This is a genomic window from Brevibacterium sp. NPDC056726 (genome assembly GCF_042790515.1).
GTDB lineage: Bacteria > Actinomycetota > Actinomycetes > Actinomycetales > Brevibacteriaceae > Brevibacterium > Brevibacterium sanguinis.
This window is the reverse complement of record NZ_JBHTYZ010000003.1, coordinates 63,131-81,066: the sequence shown is the minus strand read 5'-3', so window position 1 is coordinate 81,066 and position 17,936 is coordinate 63,131. Positions and strand designations below refer to the sequence as shown.

14 protein-coding genes, 3 tRNA genes and 1 pseudogene are annotated in these 17,936 nt (G+C 69.2%); 8 read left to right on the top strand and 10 right to left on the bottom strand.

Annotated elements, in window-relative coordinates; genetic code table 11:
• The first annotated feature begins 3 nt into the window (after window positions 1–3).
• Complete coding sequence (locus ACFQ91_RS06665; RefSeq protein ID WP_344251440.1) at window positions 4–483, top strand: protein-tyrosine phosphatase family protein; 480 nt, start codon at window positions 4–6, stop codon at window positions 481–483.
• A gap of 15 nt (window positions 484–498) precedes the next feature.
• Here ACFQ91_RS06665 and ACFQ91_RS06660 read toward each other — a convergent pair whose 3' ends face one another.
• The 6 genes and pseudogenes from ACFQ91_RS06660 to ACFQ91_RS06635 form a co-directional block, all read right to left on the bottom strand.
• Window positions 499–1,500 carry a hypothetical protein gene (locus tag ACFQ91_RS06660; protein WP_344251441.1) on the bottom strand — a complete coding sequence of 334 codons (1,002 nt, stop codon included), beginning with the start codon at window positions 1,498–1,500 and terminating at the stop codon, window positions 499–501.
• A gap of 141 nt (window positions 1,501–1,641) precedes the next feature.
• Window positions 1,642–2,247 carry a GNAT family N-acetyltransferase gene (locus ACFQ91_RS06655; protein ID WP_344258484.1) on the bottom strand — a complete coding sequence of 202 codons (606 nt, stop codon included), beginning with the start codon at window positions 2,245–2,247 and terminating at the stop codon, window positions 1,642–1,644.
• A 108-nt stretch (window positions 2,248–2,355) separates the two neighbouring features.
• Window positions 2,356–4,209: a GMC family oxidoreductase gene (locus ACFQ91_RS06650; protein WP_376871343.1), complete on the bottom strand. Its 1,854-nt coding sequence runs from the start codon at window positions 4,207–4,209 to the stop codon at window positions 2,356–2,358.
• Window positions 4,206–4,454, bottom strand: a complete 249-nt coding sequence (locus ACFQ91_RS06645; RefSeq protein WP_137825187.1) for a DUF2630 family protein — start codon at window positions 4,452–4,454, stop codon at window positions 4,206–4,208. The genes ACFQ91_RS06650 and ACFQ91_RS06645 overlap by 4 nt, the downstream gene beginning before the upstream one ends.
• 27 nt (window positions 4,455–4,481) lie before the next feature.
• Window positions 4,482–4,841, bottom strand: a complete 360-nt coding sequence (locus ACFQ91_RS06640; RefSeq protein ID WP_344251444.1) for a UBP-type zinc finger domain-containing protein — start codon at window positions 4,839–4,841, stop codon at window positions 4,482–4,484.
• A 30-nt stretch (window positions 4,842–4,871) separates the two neighbouring features.
• Window positions 4,872–7,720 (bottom strand): annotated as a pseudogene (locus ACFQ91_RS06635) (aminotransferase class I/II-fold pyridoxal phosphate-dependent enzyme).
• 115 nt (window positions 7,721–7,835) lie between these two features.
• Here ACFQ91_RS06635 and ACFQ91_RS06630 point away from each other — a divergent pair.
• Both ACFQ91_RS06630 and ACFQ91_RS06625 read left to right on the top strand, forming a co-directional pair.
• Window positions 7,836–9,545, top strand: coding sequence for a thiamine pyrophosphate-dependent enzyme (locus tag ACFQ91_RS06630; protein WP_344251446.1), 1,710 nt, complete (start codon window positions 7,836–7,838; stop codon window positions 9,543–9,545).
• A gap of 60 nt (window positions 9,546–9,605) precedes the next feature.
• A complete protein-coding gene (locus tag ACFQ91_RS06625; RefSeq protein ID WP_198500558.1) occupies window positions 9,606–11,237 on the top strand; it encodes an amidohydrolase in 1,632 nt (543 codons plus the stop codon).
• A 21-nt stretch (window positions 11,238–11,258) separates the two neighbouring features.
• Here ACFQ91_RS06625 and ACFQ91_RS06620 read toward each other — a convergent pair whose 3' ends face one another.
• The gene (locus ACFQ91_RS06620) at window positions 11,259–12,623 is read right to left on the bottom strand and encodes an aspartate aminotransferase family protein (RefSeq protein WP_198500557.1); all 1,365 of its coding nucleotides are present in this window, start codon (window positions 12,621–12,623) and stop codon (window positions 11,259–11,261) included.
• Window positions 12,624–12,742: 119 nt separating this feature from the next.
• Here ACFQ91_RS06620 and ACFQ91_RS06615 point away from each other — a divergent pair, with 119 nt between their 5' ends.
• Complete coding sequence (locus ACFQ91_RS06615; protein WP_198500556.1) at window positions 12,743–13,354, top strand: YigZ family protein; 612 nt, start codon at window positions 12,743–12,745, stop codon at window positions 13,352–13,354.
• A gap of 23 nt (window positions 13,355–13,377) precedes the next feature.
• On the opposite strand, the gene ybaK is transcribed toward ACFQ91_RS06615, so the two are convergent.
• Entirely contained in the window at window positions 13,378–13,884 is a 507-nt protein-coding gene (ybaK, locus tag ACFQ91_RS06610; protein ID WP_137825194.1) for a Cys-tRNA(Pro) deacylase, read from the bottom strand.
• A gap of 243 nt (window positions 13,885–14,127) precedes the next feature.
• Window positions 14,128–14,475 (bottom strand): metallopeptidase family protein, encoded by a 348-nt coding sequence (locus tag ACFQ91_RS06605; RefSeq protein WP_137825195.1) that lies wholly within the window; start codon window positions 14,473–14,475, stop codon window positions 14,128–14,130.
• A gap of 166 nt (window positions 14,476–14,641) precedes the next feature.
• On the opposite strand from ACFQ91_RS06605, the gene ACFQ91_RS06600 reads away from it, so the two are divergent.
• The 3 genes from ACFQ91_RS06600 to ACFQ91_RS06590 all read left to right on the top strand — a co-directional run bounded on the left by ACFQ91_RS06600 (window position 14,642) and on the right by ACFQ91_RS06590 (window position 14,969).
• Window positions 14,642–14,714: transfer RNA gene (locus ACFQ91_RS06600), tRNA-Glu, on the top strand.
• Window positions 14,715–14,751: 37 nt separating this feature from the next.
• Window positions 14,752–14,825 (top strand) — tRNA-Asp (locus ACFQ91_RS06595).
• Between the two features lie 68 nt (window positions 14,826–14,893).
• A tRNA-Phe gene (locus tag ACFQ91_RS06590) sits at window positions 14,894–14,969 on the top strand.
• 90 nt (window positions 14,970–15,059) lie between these two features.
• Here the strand turns inward: ACFQ91_RS06590 and ACFQ91_RS06585 are convergent.
• Window positions 15,060–15,740 carry a GntR family transcriptional regulator gene (locus ACFQ91_RS06585; protein ID WP_137825869.1) on the bottom strand — a complete coding sequence of 227 codons (681 nt, stop codon included), beginning with the start codon at window positions 15,738–15,740 and terminating at the stop codon, window positions 15,060–15,062.
• Window positions 15,741–15,916: 176 nt separating this feature from the next.
• On the opposite strand from ACFQ91_RS06585, the gene ACFQ91_RS06580 reads away from it, so the two are divergent.
• On the top strand, window positions 15,917–17,809 hold the full coding sequence (locus ACFQ91_RS06580) for an FAD-dependent monooxygenase (RefSeq protein WP_198500548.1): 1,893 nt from the start codon (window positions 15,917–15,919) through the stop codon (window positions 17,807–17,809).
• Window positions 17,810–17,936: the final 127 nt, after the last annotated feature.

Below are 17,936 nucleotides of genomic sequence, written 5' to 3'. Positions count from 1 at the left end.
GTCGTGAGCAGCTGGGATCCGACGAGTCAGGGCGTCCTCGCGTTGTCGTCGGGTCGATTGGTTCGGGGGCGCTCCCTGGCGCGGTCGAGACGCGTTGCTGCAGATGACCGACCGGACGCCGCGGACTTCGAGCTCATCCTCCTCGGCCGGCAGCGCGAGTTCGAGTCGGAGACGCATGGTCCCGCGCCAGCGATGGATCTGCGGTGGGTGGCGTGGCCCGATTTCGCCCTGCCGAAGGACCGGGACGATGCCGCGGATGCGTTCGTCGAGTGCTGGAGGCGAGCGGAGTTCGAACGCGTCGGCGTCGCCTGCAGCGGTGGGCGCGGGCGCACCGGGACCGCACTGGCCTGCCTGGCAGTCCTCGACGGAGTGACTCCCACCGAGGCGGTCGCCTTCGTCCGCACCCACTACGATGTCCGCGCCGTCGAGACCCCGTGGCAGCGCCGCTTCGTCGAGCGATTCGACCTCAATGGCACCGACTGACGCCGAGGCCACCACTTAACGCCGAGACCTCCGGGCAGAAGTGGCGGTCTCGATTCCAAGTGGTGATCTCGATGAGGCAAGCGCTTTGAGCTCGGCCTTGATCTCCATGAACGGCTGGGCGCGGAAGAGGTCTCCCCATACGAGGTTGAACACTCGCAGTCCGGAGTTGAGCAGCTTCATGTGACGTTCGTGGTTCTTCGCACTCGCCCGGTCGGGCCCGCCCTCGTTGAGGAAGTACTTCCCCAGCCCGTGGAACTCGACGACGAGCGGCAGAGTCTCGTGCCGGAAGTCGTTGCGGGCGATCCAGGAGCCGCTGGCATCAAACGAGTCGACCTGCGTAATCATGCCGGTGATTCCGAAGCGGTGGAACCTGACCGCGCACAGCGCCTCGCCCGCTGATTCGTGCAGCGGGCTCGCCAGCTCAAGCGCCAGCTGTGCGTTCCTGCACCCCCTGCCGCCGAGGCGGATACCGCTCTCGAGTGACGTCTTTGACACCTTCCCCTCGCGCAGAGCCTGGGAGATGAAGGGGACCGAGACATCGCTCGGATAGTCGTGGGCAAGGTCGAGGAGCGTCCGCCTCATCGACGTCACGGGAAGGTCGCCGACGCGGGCGCGATCGTCAGGCCCGACTTCACGATTCCGGTAGTGGACCGTCTGCTTCCTCTTCCCATACCCGGACCGGATGAGCTCGGCCGCTGTCGTCGTGGGAAACGGCGGATCGAGTCCGTGGATGATGGCTGCCGAGACGTGGGAGAAGAAGCTCCCCGGAAGCAGTTCCCGCGCGTAGGAGCGGATGAGCGTCTTGAGCTGCTCCGTGCTGTCACGGATGTCCCCGAAGGTCTGCGGGTACGGATGTCCCGACGCTTCATGGATCTCGTGGAGGACCTCATGGGCCGTGTTCTCGCATGGCTTCTTGAGCACGAACCAGCCGCGGCGGATCCTGCCGATGCACTCGTCGAACGTGTCGGCCCCGACGCCGAGGTCGCGCAACTCACTCGAGCTGAACACAGTGACCATGAACTCACAATAGCTATCAAACAGCTTCAAATGAATGCAAGCACCACATAAATTTTCTAAGCCACCATCGAGACGACCACTTCGCATCGAGACCGCCGGGCAGAAGTGGCGGTCTCGATGCCAAGCGGTGGTCTCGGCAAATCAGTGATTCACAGCCATCCGCGTCATCGTCACCCCTGAGTCGCCGACCGCGCCCGCGTGGACTTCCTCGAAGCCAGCACGCTCGTAGAGTCCGTGGTTGTTCGGGTTCGTCGTCTCCAGCCATGCGCCCTCGGCACCGAACTCGCGAAGGCCGGCCTCGATGAGTGCCGTCCCGATTCCCTCCCCTCGACGATCGGCAGTCACTGCCAGATCGTGGAGATACGGGCCGCTCGGCAGCGCCGAGTCTCCGCGAGCCTCACGCATCCCTTCCGCGAGCGCTCTCAGCTTGTCTCCCAAGAGCAGCCGCGCGATACCGGACGCACTGGGCAGAGTCAGTCCTGGAGAGCCCTTGTCGGGGATGCGCCACACGGCGACACCGACGACCGCGCCCTCATCGACAGCGACATGCCCGGCGCTCCGAGCGGCATAGGATTCGACACTCGGCCAGTAGAAGGTCGCAATCGCGTCAAGGCGTTCACTGGCCTCCCACTGCTCGGCAGGAAAGAGCCACTCGAGGAGGGGGTCCGCGGCGAAGGCACGAGTGATCGTCGTGCGCGCTGCCGCAGCGTGCGACGCGTCAATCCGCGTGTACTCCATGGTGCTCATGGGTCTCCTTCCTCATCGAGACCACCACTTAACGCCGAGACCACCGGTTATAAGCGGCGATCTCGGCGCGGAGTGGTCGTCTCGGCGGCGGAGGCGTCAGGTGCCGCCTCAGCGGCCGCTGTGCTCCGCGATGATCTGGTCCGACGCCTTCTCGCTGACCATGTAGACGGCGCTGGCGATGAAGTAGCCGGGGATGTCGGGGAAGACACTCGCGTCGACGACGCGCAGGCCCTCGACACCCCGCACCCGCAGGTCCCCGTCGAGCACCGCCAGCGGATCGTCAGCGGTGCCGATCTTCGCGGTGCCGCACGCATGGTGGCCCCAGGCCTCGGCCATGACGTGATCGCGCAGCTTCTCCCGGGTGTCCGCCTCGGCGCCGGGGACGAGCTCGCGGACGATGCGGGTGTTCTCGATGTTCGAGGCGATCTCCCGCGCGAGCTCGATCCCGTCGACGACGCCGTCGAGGTCGGTCTCCCAGCCCTCGGACCCCTCGTCGAAATACCGCATCCGGATGTCGGGGACATCCCGCGGATCGGCCGAGCGCAGCCGCACGGACCCGGCACGGTCCCGTGTCCAGCCCTTGAGCACGAGGAGGCTCATCCGGTTGTGGTGGGGCTTCGCGTCGTACGAGTAGTTCGGGTAGTACCCGTGGAAGTCCGCGGCGAGGGAGAAGACGATGACATCGGTGCCGTCATCGGAGGCGGCACTCGTGCGGGCGACGAGGGCCGCGAGCGACCCGTTCGTCGAATACGGGCCGCCGCGGTCGTCCTTCCACTCCTTCATGAGGTGGTCATCGGGTTCGCCCGGTGCGGGCAGGTCGAGCGTCGACCCGTCGAAGATCGGGAAGTCGGCGTCGAGCTCGTTGACGACCGAGACCTCGTAGCGGTCGTGGAGGTTCTCCCCCACCCCCGGCAGATCGACGACGACGGGGATGCCGAGCTCCTGCAGCTCGGCGGCCGGACCGATCCCGGAGAGCTTGAGCAGCTGCGGGGTGTTGAACGCCCCGCCGGCGATGATCACCTCGCGGCGGGCGCGCACGATGCGGGCCGCCGGCGACGCCTCCGCGGACCGGCGCGCCTCCGGGGTCGCCCGGTAGAGCCCGGCACCGGGCAGGTATTCGATCCCGACGGCCCGGGTGCCCTCGAGGACCACCCGCGTGGCCAGCGCATCCTCGATGATCGTCAGCTTCTCCGGGTGAGCATCCCGCGCGGCGAGCAGTCGCTGCCGGGCGCCGTTGCGGTGCCCACCGCCGGCGGCCACGGGCACGAACGACATGCCCTGGTACTCCGGCGGGGTGTCGGCGGCGTTGATGTCACGCGGCAGGGACACCTCGGCGGGGATGTCGAACCTCTCCCGGCTCGTCGCCTCGGTGGCGTTGATGATGTCGAGGAACCGCGGTTCGCGACCGGCGATCGCCGGATCCGCCCGGGTCGTCGGCAGCCATCCGCCGTGCCCGTGGTGCGCCTTCTGGTCGCGCTCGGCCTCGGTGTCGCCGGGCAGGGGACGGGCGTCGACGCCCTGCCAGTCCTCGACGCGCTCGAAGATCGTCCGCATGTGCGCACTGCCCCAGGTCTCGTCCCCGGTCAGCGACGCCAGGGCATCCCAGTCCCGCGGCTGCGGAGCGATGTGGACGAGGGCGCTGACCGCGGTACTGCCCCCGAGCGTGCTGCCCCGCGGATAGAGGATCCCGCCCTCCTCGTCGACCCACTTCGAATCCCGCGCTCCGCGGTCGGGATCGTCGTAGTGGGAGACGAAGAAGTTCCACACCATGTCGACGTCCTCGCTGGCATAGGCCTGCATGACGGGGATGTCGTAGTACCGGCACCGGTGATCGCGGCCGGCCTCGAGGACGACGACGCTGAACCCCGCCGCGGCGAGGTTCGCGGCGAGCGGTCCGCCGCCCGCCCCCGACCCGACGACGACGAAATCGGCGGTTGTCTCAGGGGCTGCGGTGTCCGTCACTGGAGGTAGTTCTCGACTTCGCTGACGGGACGCTCCTTCGCGAGGTTGGGATCGCGTCCGGCATCGCGCTCCCCCTGCCGCTGGCGGAGGAGATCCCAGAGCTGATCGAGCTCGCCCTCGAGCTGGGCGATGCGCTGGTGCTCCTGCTCCTCGGTGATCTCACCGGCACCGAGGCGGCGGCGCAGTTCGCGCTCCTCCTCGACGGCGTCGTTGATCTGCTGATGGATCGACTTGTCACTGGCCATGACGGAACCTTTCGTGGGTGGGGGCGCTCAGCGGTGGACCTTGTCCATCCAGTCCGCGGGAACGCGGCCTGCGGGCCCGGGCACCGGCTGGGATGCGGGGTGAGACTCCGGCGGCGCGAGCTCGGGTCCGTCGAAGACCTGCTCGGTGCGGAAGTCGTAGAACCACGTCTCGCCCGGCTCGTAGCTGCGGATGACCGGGTGCGAGGTCTCCGCGGCGTGCTTGCTCGCATGCTGCGACGGGGAGGTGTCGCAGCACCCGATGTGACCGCAGGCCGCGCATCGGCGCAGGTGCACCCACCAGCCGCCCGTGGCTTCGCATTCGACGCATCCGGGTCCCGAGGGCGGAACCGCGGTGTCGATGTCTCCGGGTTCGAGTTGAATGTCCATGCACCGAGTATGGCACAAGTCACACTGGTTTCAGCCGGTCGTCTCCGCCTCTCCGGCGACCTCCGCGAGGATGACCCGATAGCCCAGGCGCGCGTCGTAGCCGTGGATCTCCCGGGTGTCGAGCGCGGACATGAAGTCGAGCACCTCGGCGGTGATGACCTGACCGGGCACGAGCACCGGGAAGCCGGGCGGGTACGGGGTGACGAACCCGGCCGAGACGGGGGTCTCCCCGGCGTCGACGCGGCGGCGCAGCTCGTGCGGGAGGACGTACTCGACCGACTTCTGCCGCAGACCCGCGTAGTACGCGGACCGCAGATCCCCGTCGGGCAGCTGCGCCTCGGGGTCCTCGGCGGGCACCTCGGCGGCGTATTCCGGGGCGAAGGCGCTGAAGTCGGGCAGCGGCGGCATCACGGCGGCGAGTTCCGTCGCTGCGTTCGCCCGGGTGAGCGCGTGCGGGTCGGAGAACTTCTCGGCGATCTTGACGAGCACCTCGATGAGGTAGGCGACGGCCGACCGGGAGGTGCCGATGTTCGTCATGAAGAGCACGGTGTTCCGGCTCGTCTTGTTGACCTGGATCCCGTAGCGGTCCATGAGGTATTCGTGTTTGAACGTGTCCCCGTCGACGCCGGTGCCGGTGATCTCGATGGTGATCCGGCTCGGGTCGACGACGAACTCGTCCGTCGTCCACGCGCTCCAGAACGTCCCGAGGCCGTCGCGCAGCGGCATCGACCGCGTCGTCTCCCGGTATTCGGCGGGGATGAGGTCCTTGGCGGTGAGCACGCGGAACGTCTTCTTCAAAAGCGGGTGCCGGGCCACCGCCGAGGCAAGGCTGACGGCGAGGTCGAGCTGCTTCTGGACGAGCGCGAAGCCCTCCATCTCGACCTGCCGGCGACCGAGGTCGAGGGAGGCGAGGATCTGATAGTTCGGCGACGTCGAGGTGTGCGTCATGTACGCCTCGTGGAAGGCCTCCTCGGCGCCGGCTCCGAACTCCTGATCGTAGACGTGGATCATCGACCCCTGCCGCAGCGCGGTCAGGGTCTTGTGCGTCGACTGCGTCGCATACACCCGGATCGTCGCATCCGGCGGGGCGAGCAGGGTCTCGTTCAGCCACACCTCGTCCGGCGCCGGCTCCCCGGTGACCGGATCGAACAGCCGCTTCCGCTGCTCCCGGTACGCGGCGTCGTGGGCGTTCGTCCGCAGGTTCTCATCGAGCCGCTCGGCCGCGACATCGCGGTGCGCTTGCGGGTGACGGGATGGAAGCGGGCGAAGGCGAACCACGCCTCGTCCCAGAGGAAGACGAGGTCGGGTTTGATCGCGAGGCATTCGGCCATCACCCGCTCGGGGTCGTAGACGATGCCGTCGAACGTGCAGTTCGTCAGCGTGATCATCCGCACCTCGTCGAGGCGACCGGCGGCCCGGTAGTCGAGGAGGAGCTGCTTGATCCGCGACAGCGGCACCGCGCCGTAGAACGCGAAGTCGTTGAGCGGGTACGCCTCGAGGTAGGCGGCCCGGGCCCCGGTGAGCATGAGCGCGTGATGGTGGGACTTGTGGCAGTTGCGGTCGACCATGACGACCTCGCCGGGGGCGACGACGGCCTGGTGGACGATCTTGTTCGCCGTCGACGTCCCGTTCGTCACGAAGTACGTGCGCTTCGCACCGAACGCGCGGGCGGCCAGGGACTGCGCCTTCTTCAGGGTGCGCACCGGGGCGAGCAGGGAGTCGAGTTCGCCCGAGGTCGCGCTCGTCTCGGCGAGCAGCAGGTTGAGGCCGTAGAAGTCGACGAAGTCGCTGATCCACTTCGACCCGACGACCGATCCGCCGCGGGAGACCGGCAGGGCGTGGAAGACCCCGGCGGGGCGCCGGGCGTGCTCCTGGATCGCGGCGAAGAACGGGGTGTCGTAGAGGTGCTGGACGCGGCGGAGGAGGGAGAGGTGGAGCTCGAACTGGTCCTCCCGGCGGAAGACGCGGCGGAAGCGGTGGGTGAGCGCCCCGGCGAGGCTCTCGATGTGCGCCCCGGCCATGAGGTAGAGGTCGAGTTCGGGGCGGATGCCGGCGAGCGTGTCGGCCAGCCGCAGCACCCGGCGCACCGAGTTGAGCGGGCTCATCGGGCCGGTCGGCGACGACGTCGTCCCCTCGTGGGCGTAGGCCACGGCGGTGCGGAGGTCACGGCTGAGCACCTCGCGGGTGCGGTCGGTGAATCCGGGCCGGATGACGCACGCGAGCAGGTTGGGGTTCGTCAGCGCCGCGACGACGGCGTCATCGGCGGTGGGGACGATGACGTAGTCGTAGATGAACTGGTCGGAGGGGCTGCGAAGCTTGAGCAGGTCGGAGTGGAGTTCGTCGCGCCCGCCCTCGGTCGTCTCGTCGACGATGAGGACCTCGAACCGGGGACGCTGGTCCTGCCGGTCACGCAGCTCGTTGCGCTCCTCCTCGGTGAGCTCGTCCTCGAGGAGGTCGGGCACCGTCGTCCCGCGCAGCCGGTTGACCGCGCGGGTGATCATGTCGTGGGCTCGGTCGAACTCGCCGTCGGAGAGGAGCTCGGCGATCTCCTCGACGTAGCGCTGCCCGAACCCGCCCCAGTAGAGCTCGATGGTCTTCAGCGACCGCAGGGACCGCCACACCTCGCCGTCGGCGGCGATCATCGAGAAGTCCCCGCCGCTCATCACGAGGCGCTTGATCGCGTACTTGAGGTACTCCCACGCGTCCGAGCGCAGCCGCCACGTGCTCGCCGGCATTCCCGGGTCGCGTTCGAGCTTCGCCTTCTCCGGTCTCGTCAGGAACCCCGGTCGCAGCGGCGTTCGCGCACCTCCTCCGGAAGCCGACGGTTCGGGCGTGAAGATCGCCCGTCCCGGAAGATCGTCGGAGTCGATGCCGGTCATGCTGGAGCCTCCTGGCGTGGTGCGAAATCCGTTGTGCTGACGATCATACGGCCTGCCCTCATCCGTTTCGCCACCGCGGTGCCCACTTGAGACGAAAGAGTGATAAGCATGAGGAATGGATGCATCAGAGTCGCTGTCCGCCGGCCACCTCATCGTCCGCGAGCTCGAGGCCCACGGCGTCCGCCGTGCCTACCTCGTCCCGGGCGAGTCCTACCTCGACGTCCTCGACGGACTCCACGATTCGCCGATCACCCCGATCGTCTGCCGCCAGGAGGGCGGGGCCGGGTACATGGCCGTGGCCGAGGGGCGGATGACCGGGGTCCCGGGGGTCGCCATGGTCACCCGCGGTCCCGGCGCTGCGAACGTCATGGCCGCCGTCCACACCGCCCACCAGGACGCGACCCCGCTCGTCGTCTTCGTCGGCCTCATCCCCACCTCCCACCGCGGTCGGGAGTCGTTCCAGGAGTTCGACCTCACCGGGTGGTTCGGCTCGACGACGAAGAAGGTCCTCGTCCTCGATGATCCGGACAAGGCCGCCGAGGTGGTCGCCGACGCCCTGCACACCGCGGTCACCGGCCGGCCGGGTCCCGTCGTCGTCGGCCTGCCCGAGGAGGTGCTGACCCAGCGCACGACCGCCTCGGCGCTGCCGCCCCTGACCGTCGGGGTGCCCGCCCCCGACGACGGCGACCTCACCGAGGTGCGGGCCCGCATCGATCAGGCCGAGCGTCCCGTCCTCATCATCGGCGGGGAGGACTGGCCGCAGGCCACGGCCGAGCGCATCGCCCGCTGGTCGGCCGACCGGGGTCTCGGGGTGCTCGGCACATTCCGCGCCTACGACGGGATCGACCACGACAGCCCGAACTTCCTCGGCATCCTCGGGTACGGGGCGGCCCCGGTGGCCGAGCGGGTGTTCGCCGAGGCCGACCTCCACATCTTCCTCGGCTGCGTCCGCACGGACGTCGCCACCGACGGGTTCACGCTCGGCACGGAGCAGAAGACGATCGTCATCGGCCCCGACCCCGATGCGCACGGTCACTTCGGGCGCCTCGATGAGCACATCGTCACCTCGGTGAGCCGGTTCGCCGCCCGACTCGTCGCCGCGGACGGGACCCCGGACTACGCGGTGACCGCAGACGGCGCGGTCAACGAGGTCGGCGAAGGGGAGTCCGGCGGCGCGGCCGCGCCCGAGCTGCCTGCGTGGATCACCGCGGCCCGCGCCGAGCTCGAGGCATGGCGGGTGCCGAAGCCGGCGCCGGCCGAAGCGGAGGCAGGCCCCGGCTTCGTCGACATGGACGAGGCGTTCACCCACGTCAGGGAGCTGCTGCCGGAGGATGCGATCGTCACCTACGGGGCGGGGAACTTCTCCGGATGGGCGACGCGGTTCCTGCCCACGCACGCCTTCCCCTCGGCACTCGGGCCGCGCAACGGGTCGATGGGCTTCGGGGTGCCGGCCGCCGTCGCCGCGGGACTCGTCGCCCCCGACCGGACGATCTTCTGCATCGCCGGGGACGGGGACTTCCTCATGAACGGCCAGGAGCTCGCGACGGCCGCGCAGTACGGGATCGACCTCACGATCGTCGTCAACGACAACTCCGTCTACGGCACGATCCGCGGCCACCAGGACCGCGACTACCCGGGCCGCGCGACGGGCACCGCCCTGGACAACCCCGACTTCGCGGCGATGGCCACGGCGTTCGGCGGACTCGGCATCCGGGTCGAGCGGACCGCGGACTTCCGTGAGGCCTTCGCCGCCGCGCTGGACCACCGGGGCCCGGCGCTCGTCCACTGCATCACCGACCCCGCGATCCGCGGCGCCCGGCTGTGATGGCAGACTCGAGAAGACCGGGTCACCGGTGACAGCGACGTCCACGACGAAGGCAGCCCCATGAGAATCGACGCGATCTTCACGGATCTCGACGCCCACACCCTCGACCCCGCCCGTCCCCGGGCCCAGCGGATCGGGGTGTTCGCCGGTCGGATCGTCGGCGTCGACGAGGAACTCGACGGCGTCACCGCCGACCGCGTCGAATCGCTCGGCGGGGCGACCGTGCTGCCGGGCTTCAACGACGTCCACTGCCACACGACGTGGTTCGGCCTCACACTCGCCTCCGTCGACGTCACGGCGATGCCCGGGGGGCTGCCCGACGTCTACGCGGCCCTCGAGCAGGCGGCGGCGACGACACCCGAGGGCGAGTGGATCGAGGCGACCGGTTTCGCCCACCGCGACTACGACGGGCAGTACCCGGAGCTCGCCCGCCTCGATGCGATCACCGGCAGCCGGCCCCTCTTCATGCGCCAGACCTCGGGACATGCGGCGATCGTCAACACCGAGGCGATGCGCCGGGCCGGCATCCTCGACCGAGGCTTCACCGACCCGGTCGGCGGGAAGGTCGTCCGCGACCCGGCCGGCCACCCGACGGGACTCGTCGAGGAGACCGCGCAGGGCCTCGTCCAGGACCTCATCCGCCCGTACTCGCTCGACACGATCGTCGAGGCCCTCGATCTCGCGACGACGCAGTACGCGAAGGAGGGCATCACCTCGTTCGGCGAATGCGGCATCGCCTACGGCTGGATCGGCCACTCCCCCATCGAGATCTCCGCGTACCTGCGGGCCCGCGAGGAGGGGAGGCTGCGGGCCCGGGCGCAGCTGATGCCGCAGGCCGACGGCCTCCACGCGATCGCCGCGAACCCGGCCGACGGCTTCGGCATCGGCCTCGACGCGGGACTGCGCACCGGCCTCGGCGACGACCTCATCAGCATCGGCCCGGTGAAGTTCTTCATGGACGGGGCGATGAGCGGGGAGACCGCCGCGCTGCGGGAGAACTACGCGGGCCGCGATCATCGCGGGTATCTCCAGGCCGACGCCGAGGTGCTGCGCCGCCAGATCCTCGACACGTACGCCTCCGGGTGGTCGCTGGCCGTCCACGCGATCGGCGACGCCGCCGTCGATGCGGCGATCGCGAACATCGTCGAAGCGCAGAGACTCCACGGCAGGCGGGCGGTGCCCAACCGCATCGAACACGCGGGGCTCGTCCACGACGAGCACCTGGCGACGCTCGCCGAACACGGCATCGCGGTGACCCCGCAGGCCGCGTTCGCCGAGGCGATCGGCGACGGGATGAACCGGTCGCTCGGACCCGAGCGCCGCCGCCTGCTCTACCGGGCGAAGTCGTTCGTCGACGCCGGGGTCCTGCTGCCCGGCAGCTCGGATCGCCCGTGCGCCGACGGCACGGCGCTGCGCGGCATCGAGGCCTTCGTCACCCGCGCGACCCGGGACGGCGACGTCATGGGTGCGGCGGCCGAGCGGCTCACCCCCGCCGAGGCGGTCGCCGCCTACACCTCGGTCGCCGCCGTCGCCTCGGGGCAGGGTGCGGACAAGGGCACGCTGACCCGGGGGAAGTTCGCCGACTTCGTCGCCCTCGACGCCCATCCCGCCGAGGTGGCCCCCGACGAGATCGCCGGCATCCCCGTCCGCGCGACCGTCCTCGGCGGCGCGTTCACCCACGACGCCCGGTAGCTCAGCGGCGCGGGAGGGCGCTCAGCGGCGCGGGAAGTCGAGGTCGGTGAGGACCGTCTCGAGGATGCCGAGGCCCTTCTCGAGGTCGTCCTCGCCGATGTTGATCGGCGGGACGACGTGGATGCGGTGGTAGTTGCTGAACGCGACGAGGCCGTGCTCCTTGAGGGCGGCGAGCACCGAGGCGACCTCGGGTGAGCCGCCGCCGTAGGGGGCCAGCGGCTCCTTCGTCTCCTTGTCCCAGACGAGTTCGATCGCCCAGAACGCCCCGGTCCCGCGGACCTCGCCGACATGCTTCGAGGCCTCCGCGATCTGCCGCAGACGGGGTCCGATGATCTCCTCGCCGATCCGGGCGGCGTGGGCGACCATGCCCTCGTTCTCCATCGCGTCGATCGTCGCGACCGCGGCCGCGCACGCGAGCGGGTGACCGGAGTACGTCAGACCTCCGGGATAGGCCACCTCGGCGAAGGAGTCGTAGATGGCATCGTCCATGATGACGCCCCCGAGCGGGACGTACCCGGAGTTCACGCCCTTGGCGAAGGTGATGATGTCGGGGACGATGTCGAAGTGCTCGAAGGCGAACCACCGGCCGGTGCGGCCGAAGCCGGCCATCACCTCGTCGGCGATGAGGACGATGTCGTGGGCGTCGGCGAGCGCCCGCACGCCCTGCATGTACTCCGGGCTCGGGATCATGATGCCCGCGGTGCCGGGGATCGGTTCGAGGACGATCGCGGCGATCGTCGACGGGCCCTCGAGTTCGATCGTGCGCTCGAGGTGGCGCAGGGCGCGCTCGGTCTCCTCCGCCTCGGTGGTCGCGGCGAACTCGGAGCGGTAGAGGAAGGGGCCGAAGAAGTGGACGACACCGGAATCGCCGAGGTCGTTCCTCCACCGGCGCGGATCGCCGGTGACGTTGATCGCCGTCTGCGTGCCCCCGTGGTACGAGCGGTAGCGGGAGAGGACCTTGTGCCTGCCGGTGTGGAGGCGGGCCATGCGGATCGCGTGCTCGTTGGCGTCGGCCCCGCCGTTGGTGAAGAAGACGTGGTCGAGGCCGGCCGGGGTGCGCTCGGTGATGAGGCGCGCGGCCTCCGACCGGGCGGCGTTGGCGTAGGCGGGGCTGATCGTGCAGAGCAGATCGGCCTGGTCCTTGATTGCCTGGACGACCTTGGGATGCTGGTGGCCGATGTTCGTGTTGACGAGCTGGGAGGAGAAGTCGAGCAGCGGGCGGCCCTCACCGTCGTAGATGTACGAGCCCGCCGCGCGGGAGACGGTCATCGGGTCGAGCGTCCTCTGCGCCGACCACGAATGGAAGACGTGGGCCCGGTCGAGGTCGTAGGCGCGGGCGGATTCGTCCCTGATCTCCGCGAGCTCCGCGTCGCTGAACTGCTCCATGATCGTCACCTCTCGCGCTCGTCCGGGCCCCTGACCGGGGCGCGCGGCGCAGCCTCGGCGCCGCCTACGCTCAAGGGTAGAGCACTGGGAGGCCAGGTCCGCGGACTACAGTGAACCTCATGCCCTACCGGACGATCGCGCGCCCCGCCGCAGCCGAGATCGAGATCAGGAAGTCCCGGTTCCTCGGCCTCATCGCCCCGGTGGAGACCGAGGCGCAGGCCCGGGAGATCATCGCTGCCCGCCGCGCGGAGCATCCGAAGGCCCGCCACCACTGCACGGCGTTCATCCTCGATCCCGATGCGCGCACGCAGCGCTTCAGCGACGACGGGGAACCGGCGGGCACGGCGGGCGCCCCGATCCTCGACGTCCTCGCCGGCCGCGACCTCACGTACGTCCTCGCCGTCGTCACCCGGTACTTCGGGGGAACCCTGCTCGGTGCGGGCGGGCTCGTGCGCGCCTACGGCCAGGCCGCCTCGGCGGCGGTCGATGAGGCATCGATCATCACGAAGCAGGAGCTCGTGCCGGTGCGGGCGACCGTCGACTACGCGCAGGCGAACGCCCTCGAGCGCGCGGCGGGCGTCCGCGGCTGGTCGGTGCGGGCGGAGTACGGCGCCGAGGTGACGCTCGACGTCCTCGTCCCCGTCGCCGAGGTGGACCCGGCCCTGACGATGTTCGCCGACCTCACAGCGGGGCGGGCCCAGCCGGAGGTCGGCGACGTGGAGTGGGTGTGAGGCTGTCGCCCCAGTGTTTCTGCTCAGTCGAGCGCGGCGATCTTCGCGACCTGCGCGTTCGTGAGCATGACGAGGTCCTCGGGTCGGATCTCGATCTCGAGGCCGCGGCGGCCGGCTGAGACGAAGACCGAGGCGTGCTCGAGCACGGTGCGGTCGATGACGACGGGCACGGCGTGGCGCTGCCCGAACGGGGAGACGCCGCCGACCGGGTAGCCGGTGCGGCGCTCGGTCTCCGCGACCCCGGCCAGCTGCGCCTTCTTCGCGCTGCGCGCCGAGGCGAGGGCCTTGAGGTCGAGCTGTCCCGAGACGGGGACGAGAGCGGTGACGGGCGCGCCGTCGACCTGGATCATCAGGGTCTTGAAGACCTGGTCGGACCCGACGCCGAGCTTGTCAGCGGCTTCCGAGCCGTAGCGCCGGGTGGCGGGGTCGTGCTCGAAGCTGTGCAGGCTGTAGTCGATGCCCGCGAGATTGAGAACGCGAACGGCCGGGGTAGCCGCGCTGGCCGATTTGGATGCAGATGCAACTGTCATAAGGGGGTCGTGCCTCCTGCCCGCGGGTCGAGAGGGAGACGCAGAGCGCGACTGCCGGAGCCTCGCGCTCTTCCCAGCTCGATACGGACGGAATGTTGTATCGGTTACTGATTGGGTACCCGCCCACAATAGGCGAACCGTCAAGCCCAGCGCCAATCAATGAAGGCAAACCGAACTTGCCGGTAGCGAGCCTTCGTCCAGCTCACACGGGATCATCGCGTTCGGGCACCTTGTCAGTCGGCCTCACCCCCAACCGATTTCGTGGAGCCGGTCGTCGTCGATGCCGTAGAAGTGGGCGATCTCGTGGACGATCGTGATGACGAGCTGCTCGCGGAGGTCGTCGCGGTCCCGGGCGAAGGCGATGAGGTTGTCGCGGTAGAGGAAGATCGTGTCCGGCATCTCGAGTCCGCTCTGACCGCGCTCGCCGATCGGGATCCCGTGATAGAGGCCGAGCAGGGTGCGGCTGCCGTCCTCGGGACGGTCCTCGACGAAGAGGGCGACGTTGTCGAGTTCGTCGGTGACTCCGGCAGGCAGCGATTCGACCGCCTCCTCGAGGATGGCATCGAATTCCTCGTCGCTCAGCTGCTCCATGGCCCCGATCCTAACGGGCGGATCTGACACGGGAATCCGGGTGCGCGAGGCCCGCGAACGGGGCCGGGATTCTGTGACGGAGGACACCGCGATCTGTTTTGCATTCTCCGAAAAGGTTGGGATAAGCTTAACGTCGTTGCCCACGGGGAATCCGAGAGCAAACTAGGCCCCCATCGTCTAGAGGCCTAGGACACCGCCCTTTCACGGCGGCGACACGGGTTCGAATCCCGTTGGGGGTACGGTGTAGGATCGAAAGGTCTGTCACCACAACAGCAAGGCCCTGTGGCGCAGTTGGTTAGCGCGCCGCCCTGTCACGGCGGAGGTCGCGGGTTCGAGTCCCGTCAGGGTCGCGGAGCATAAGGCTCTTCTTCGGAAGAGCCTTTGTTTCTCTCGGCATACATGCGTATGTCGGCGGCCAGGCTCTGTAGCTCAGTTGGTAGAGCGTTCGACTGAAAATCGAAAGGTCACCGGATCGACGCCGGTCGGAGCCACCACCACGAAGAACCCCGCGGATTCCGCGGGGTTCTTCTGTGTCTCAGGGACCGGCAGTTGCCAGGGACGAGCAGCTGCCACGGGCGCGAGGCTCAGGCACTCGCCTTCGCGGTGACGCTGGCGATGAGCACATCGGCCGACCGCTGGATATGGCACTCGAGGGCATCGACCGCGCGCTCGACATCACGGGCCACCGTCGCCTCGGCGATCTCCCGGTGCTCAGCGGGAACGTCACGGGACTCGTCGACGACGAGCTCGCGCGACCAGTGGACGAAGAGCGCCGAGCGCGCCCGCAGGTCGGTCGCCACCTTCGCCAGCGTCTCGCTGCGGCCGCCGGCGAGGATCACCTCGTGGAACGCCCGGTGCACATGCCCCCACTCCTCGGTGATGTGCCCGCCCCCGTCGGTGAAGGGCGTGCGCTCGAGCATGTGGTGAGCCGCGAGCACATCCGACTCCCACGACAGGCTCCCATCGGCGATCGACTCGCGCAGGGCGGCGGCTTCGATGATCCGGCGGGCCCGAGTGAGATCCTCGAGCGCTCCGACGGTGAGCTCGGGAACCGAGAAGCCGCGCTGCGGACTCGCACTGAGCAGTCCGTCCTGGGCCAGCCGGGTCATCGCCTCCCGCAGCACCGAGGCGCTGACGGAGAATCCGCGGGCGATCTCGCCGATGCGCAGCTTCGAGCCCGGGGTGAAGCTTCCGCGCAGCAGCTCGGCGCGCAGGCGATCATAGGCTTCCGCGGAGAGCGTGCTTCCGGCTCGAGGTGCAGGCATAGCGCCAGTATAGATGGAACAGCCATCTGTCGACGTTTGCTGAAAATATCTTTTTTCTCTTGCAATGTCGTGATTCAGCTCATACGGTGGACACCACGCGACGACCGATCGTGGCGCAGAAGTCGGATCAGAGCCTGTGGCATCGCAACGCCGATGCCGGGATGCAAGGAGGCACCATGGCTGATATCGAAGTACCCGTTCTCATCATCGGCGGCGGCGGAGCCGGACTGTCGGCCTCGATGAACCTGTCGAAGCTCGGCGTCGATCACCTGCTCGTCAGCTCGCTGCCCTACACCTCGAAGCTGCCGAAGGCCCACGTGCTCAATCAGCGCACGATGGAGATCTTCGAGGAGGTCGGCGTGGCCCCGGAGGTCGAGAAGCGCAGCACGCCCGCCGAGAACATGAAGGCCACCGGGTGGTACGCCGGCCTCGTCGGCGACCACCGGTACTCCGGGCGCCGACTCGGCCATCTCGAGGTGTGGGGCGGCGGCTACACCGACCCCGACTACATCGCGGCGAGCGCGAAGCGCACGTGCAATCTGCCCCAGATCCGCCTCGAACCGCTCCTCCTCGACCACGCCCGGACGCTCCATCCCGACCCGCGAGGCGTGCGCTTCAATCACGAGGTCACCGCGATCGAGCAGCTCGACGAGGGCGTGCGCGCGACGGTGCTCGACAAGGACACCGACACCGAGTACACCGTGCGTGCCCGCTATGCGATCGCCGCCGACCGCGGGCGCACGATCGGCCCGGCCCTCGGCGTCGGCATGACCGGTCCGACGGACCTCATGATGATGGTCTCCGTCCACTTCTCCGCCGACCTCTCCCAGTCGGCCCGCGACGACGATGTGCTCATCCGCTGGCTCGTCAATCCGGAGTTCGGCGGATCGTGGTCCTCCGGCGTCCTCGTGGCGATGGGACCGGAGCACTGGGGCACGACCTCGGAGGAGTGGGTCGTGCATCTCGACTACGCGACGCACGACAAGGACGCGCTGAGAGACGATCTCGTCATCGAGCGCCTGTGCACCGTCCTCGGCGTCGACCGCTCGGCGCTCACGGTCCACAAGGTCTCGCCGTGGATCATGGAGGGAGTCGTGGCCGAGAGGTTCAGGACCGGCGACGTCTTCTTCATCGGCGACGCCGCCCACCGCCACCCGCCGACCGGCGGACTCGGGCTCAACTCCGCGATCCACGACGGGTACAACCTCGCGTGGAAGCTCTCCCTCGTCCTCGCCGGCAAGGCCGACGACGCACTGCTCGACACCTACGAAGCCGAGCGCCAGCCGGTCGATCAGGACAATGTCGACGCCGCGGTCGCCTCGGCGATGAATCACTTCACGATCGACAAGGCGCTCAACCTCTCGCCCGAAGCCTCCGCTACGGACAACTGGGCCGAACTCGAGCCGATCTGGGACGACTCGCTGCCCAACGCTGCGGAGAAGCGCCACGCGCTCAACAAGGCGATCGGGACGCAGACGATGGAGTTCCGCCATCACAACGTCGAGTTCGGGTATCGGTACGACTCCGCGGCCATCGTCTCCGACGGGTCGCCCGACTACTCCCCCATCGACCCCGTGCGGCTCTACGAGCCCTCGACCAAACCGGGGCACCCGCTCCCCCACGCCTTCGTCGAGAAGTCGAACGAGCGCATCGCGCTCGGTGACCTCGTCGCCGGCGGGCATTTCCTCGTCCTCGCCGGCGAGGACGGCCAGGGATGGGTCGATGCCGCGAACCGGCTGGCCGCCGAGCGCGGCCTGCCGCTGAGAGCGCACACCGTCGGCCTCGAGGGCTGCGACTTCGTCGACGTGCGGATGGCGTGGATGAAGAACCGCGGCATCAGCTCCTCCGGCGTCGTCATCGTCCGCCCCGACCGCTACGTCGCCTACCGCTCGGTCGCCGGCGTGCCCGACGCCGACCGCGAACTAGGCCGGGTCTTCGACTCGCTGCTCGCAGTGACGCCGGGGTCTCAGGGTGCGGGGTCAGGGTCGGCTGCGGGGTCAGGGTCGCGCCTCGGCGCATCCGAGTCGAACGGGGTCGCAGCGGCAGGAGTCAACGGCGTGACCGTCTGAGGACGCTCGAGACGTGGAGAGGGCCCGGCGCGGAGCTTCCCCAACCGCGCCGGCTCCGGACCGCGCCGGCCCCGGACCGGGCGGGCGCGGGAATCGCGGGACCACCTCGGCGAGCTGGGGAGATCCC

Excerpts from the sequence above, each read along its gene's own strand:
- ACFQ91_RS06660 (WP_344251441.1), bottom strand. The coding sequence starts at position 1,500 with ATGGTCACTGTGTTCAGCTCGAGTGAGTTGCGCGACCTCGGCGTCGGG.
- ACFQ91_RS06655 (WP_344258484.1), bottom strand. The coding sequence starts at position 2,247 with ATGAGCACCATGGAGTACACGCGGATTGACGCGTCGCACGCTGCGGCA.
- ACFQ91_RS06645 (WP_137825187.1), bottom strand. The coding sequence starts at position 4,454 with ATGGCCAGTGACAAGTCGATCCATCAGCAGATCAACGACGCCGTCGAG.
- ACFQ91_RS06640 (WP_344251444.1), bottom strand. The coding sequence starts at position 4,841 with ATGGACATTCAACTCGAACCCGGAGACATCGACACCGCGGTTCCGCCC.
- ACFQ91_RS06630 (WP_344251446.1), top strand. The coding sequence starts at position 7,836 with ATGGATGCATCAGAGTCGCTGTCCGCCGGCCACCTCATCGTCCGCGAG.
- ACFQ91_RS06625 (WP_198500558.1), top strand. The coding sequence starts at position 9,606 with ATGAGAATCGACGCGATCTTCACGGATCTCGACGCCCACACCCTCGAC.
- ACFQ91_RS06620 (WP_198500557.1), bottom strand. The coding sequence starts at position 12,623 with ATGGAGCAGTTCAGCGACGCGGAGCTCGCGGAGATCAGGGACGAATCC.
- ACFQ91_RS06615 (WP_198500556.1), top strand. The coding sequence starts at position 12,743 with ATGCCCTACCGGACGATCGCGCGCCCCGCCGCAGCCGAGATCGAGATC.
- ybaK (WP_137825194.1), bottom strand. The coding sequence starts at position 13,884 with ATGACAGTTGCATCTGCATCCAAATCGGCCAGCGCGGCTACCCCGGCC.
- ACFQ91_RS06605 (WP_137825195.1), bottom strand. The coding sequence starts at position 14,475 with ATGGAGCAGCTGAGCGACGAGGAATTCGATGCCATCCTCGAGGAGGCG.
- ACFQ91_RS06585 (WP_137825869.1), bottom strand. The coding sequence starts at position 15,740 with ATGCCTGCACCTCGAGCCGGAAGCACGCTCTCCGCGGAAGCCTATGAT.
- ACFQ91_RS06580 (WP_198500548.1), top strand. The coding sequence starts at position 15,917 with ATGGCTGATATCGAAGTACCCGTTCTCATCATCGGCGGCGGCGGAGCC.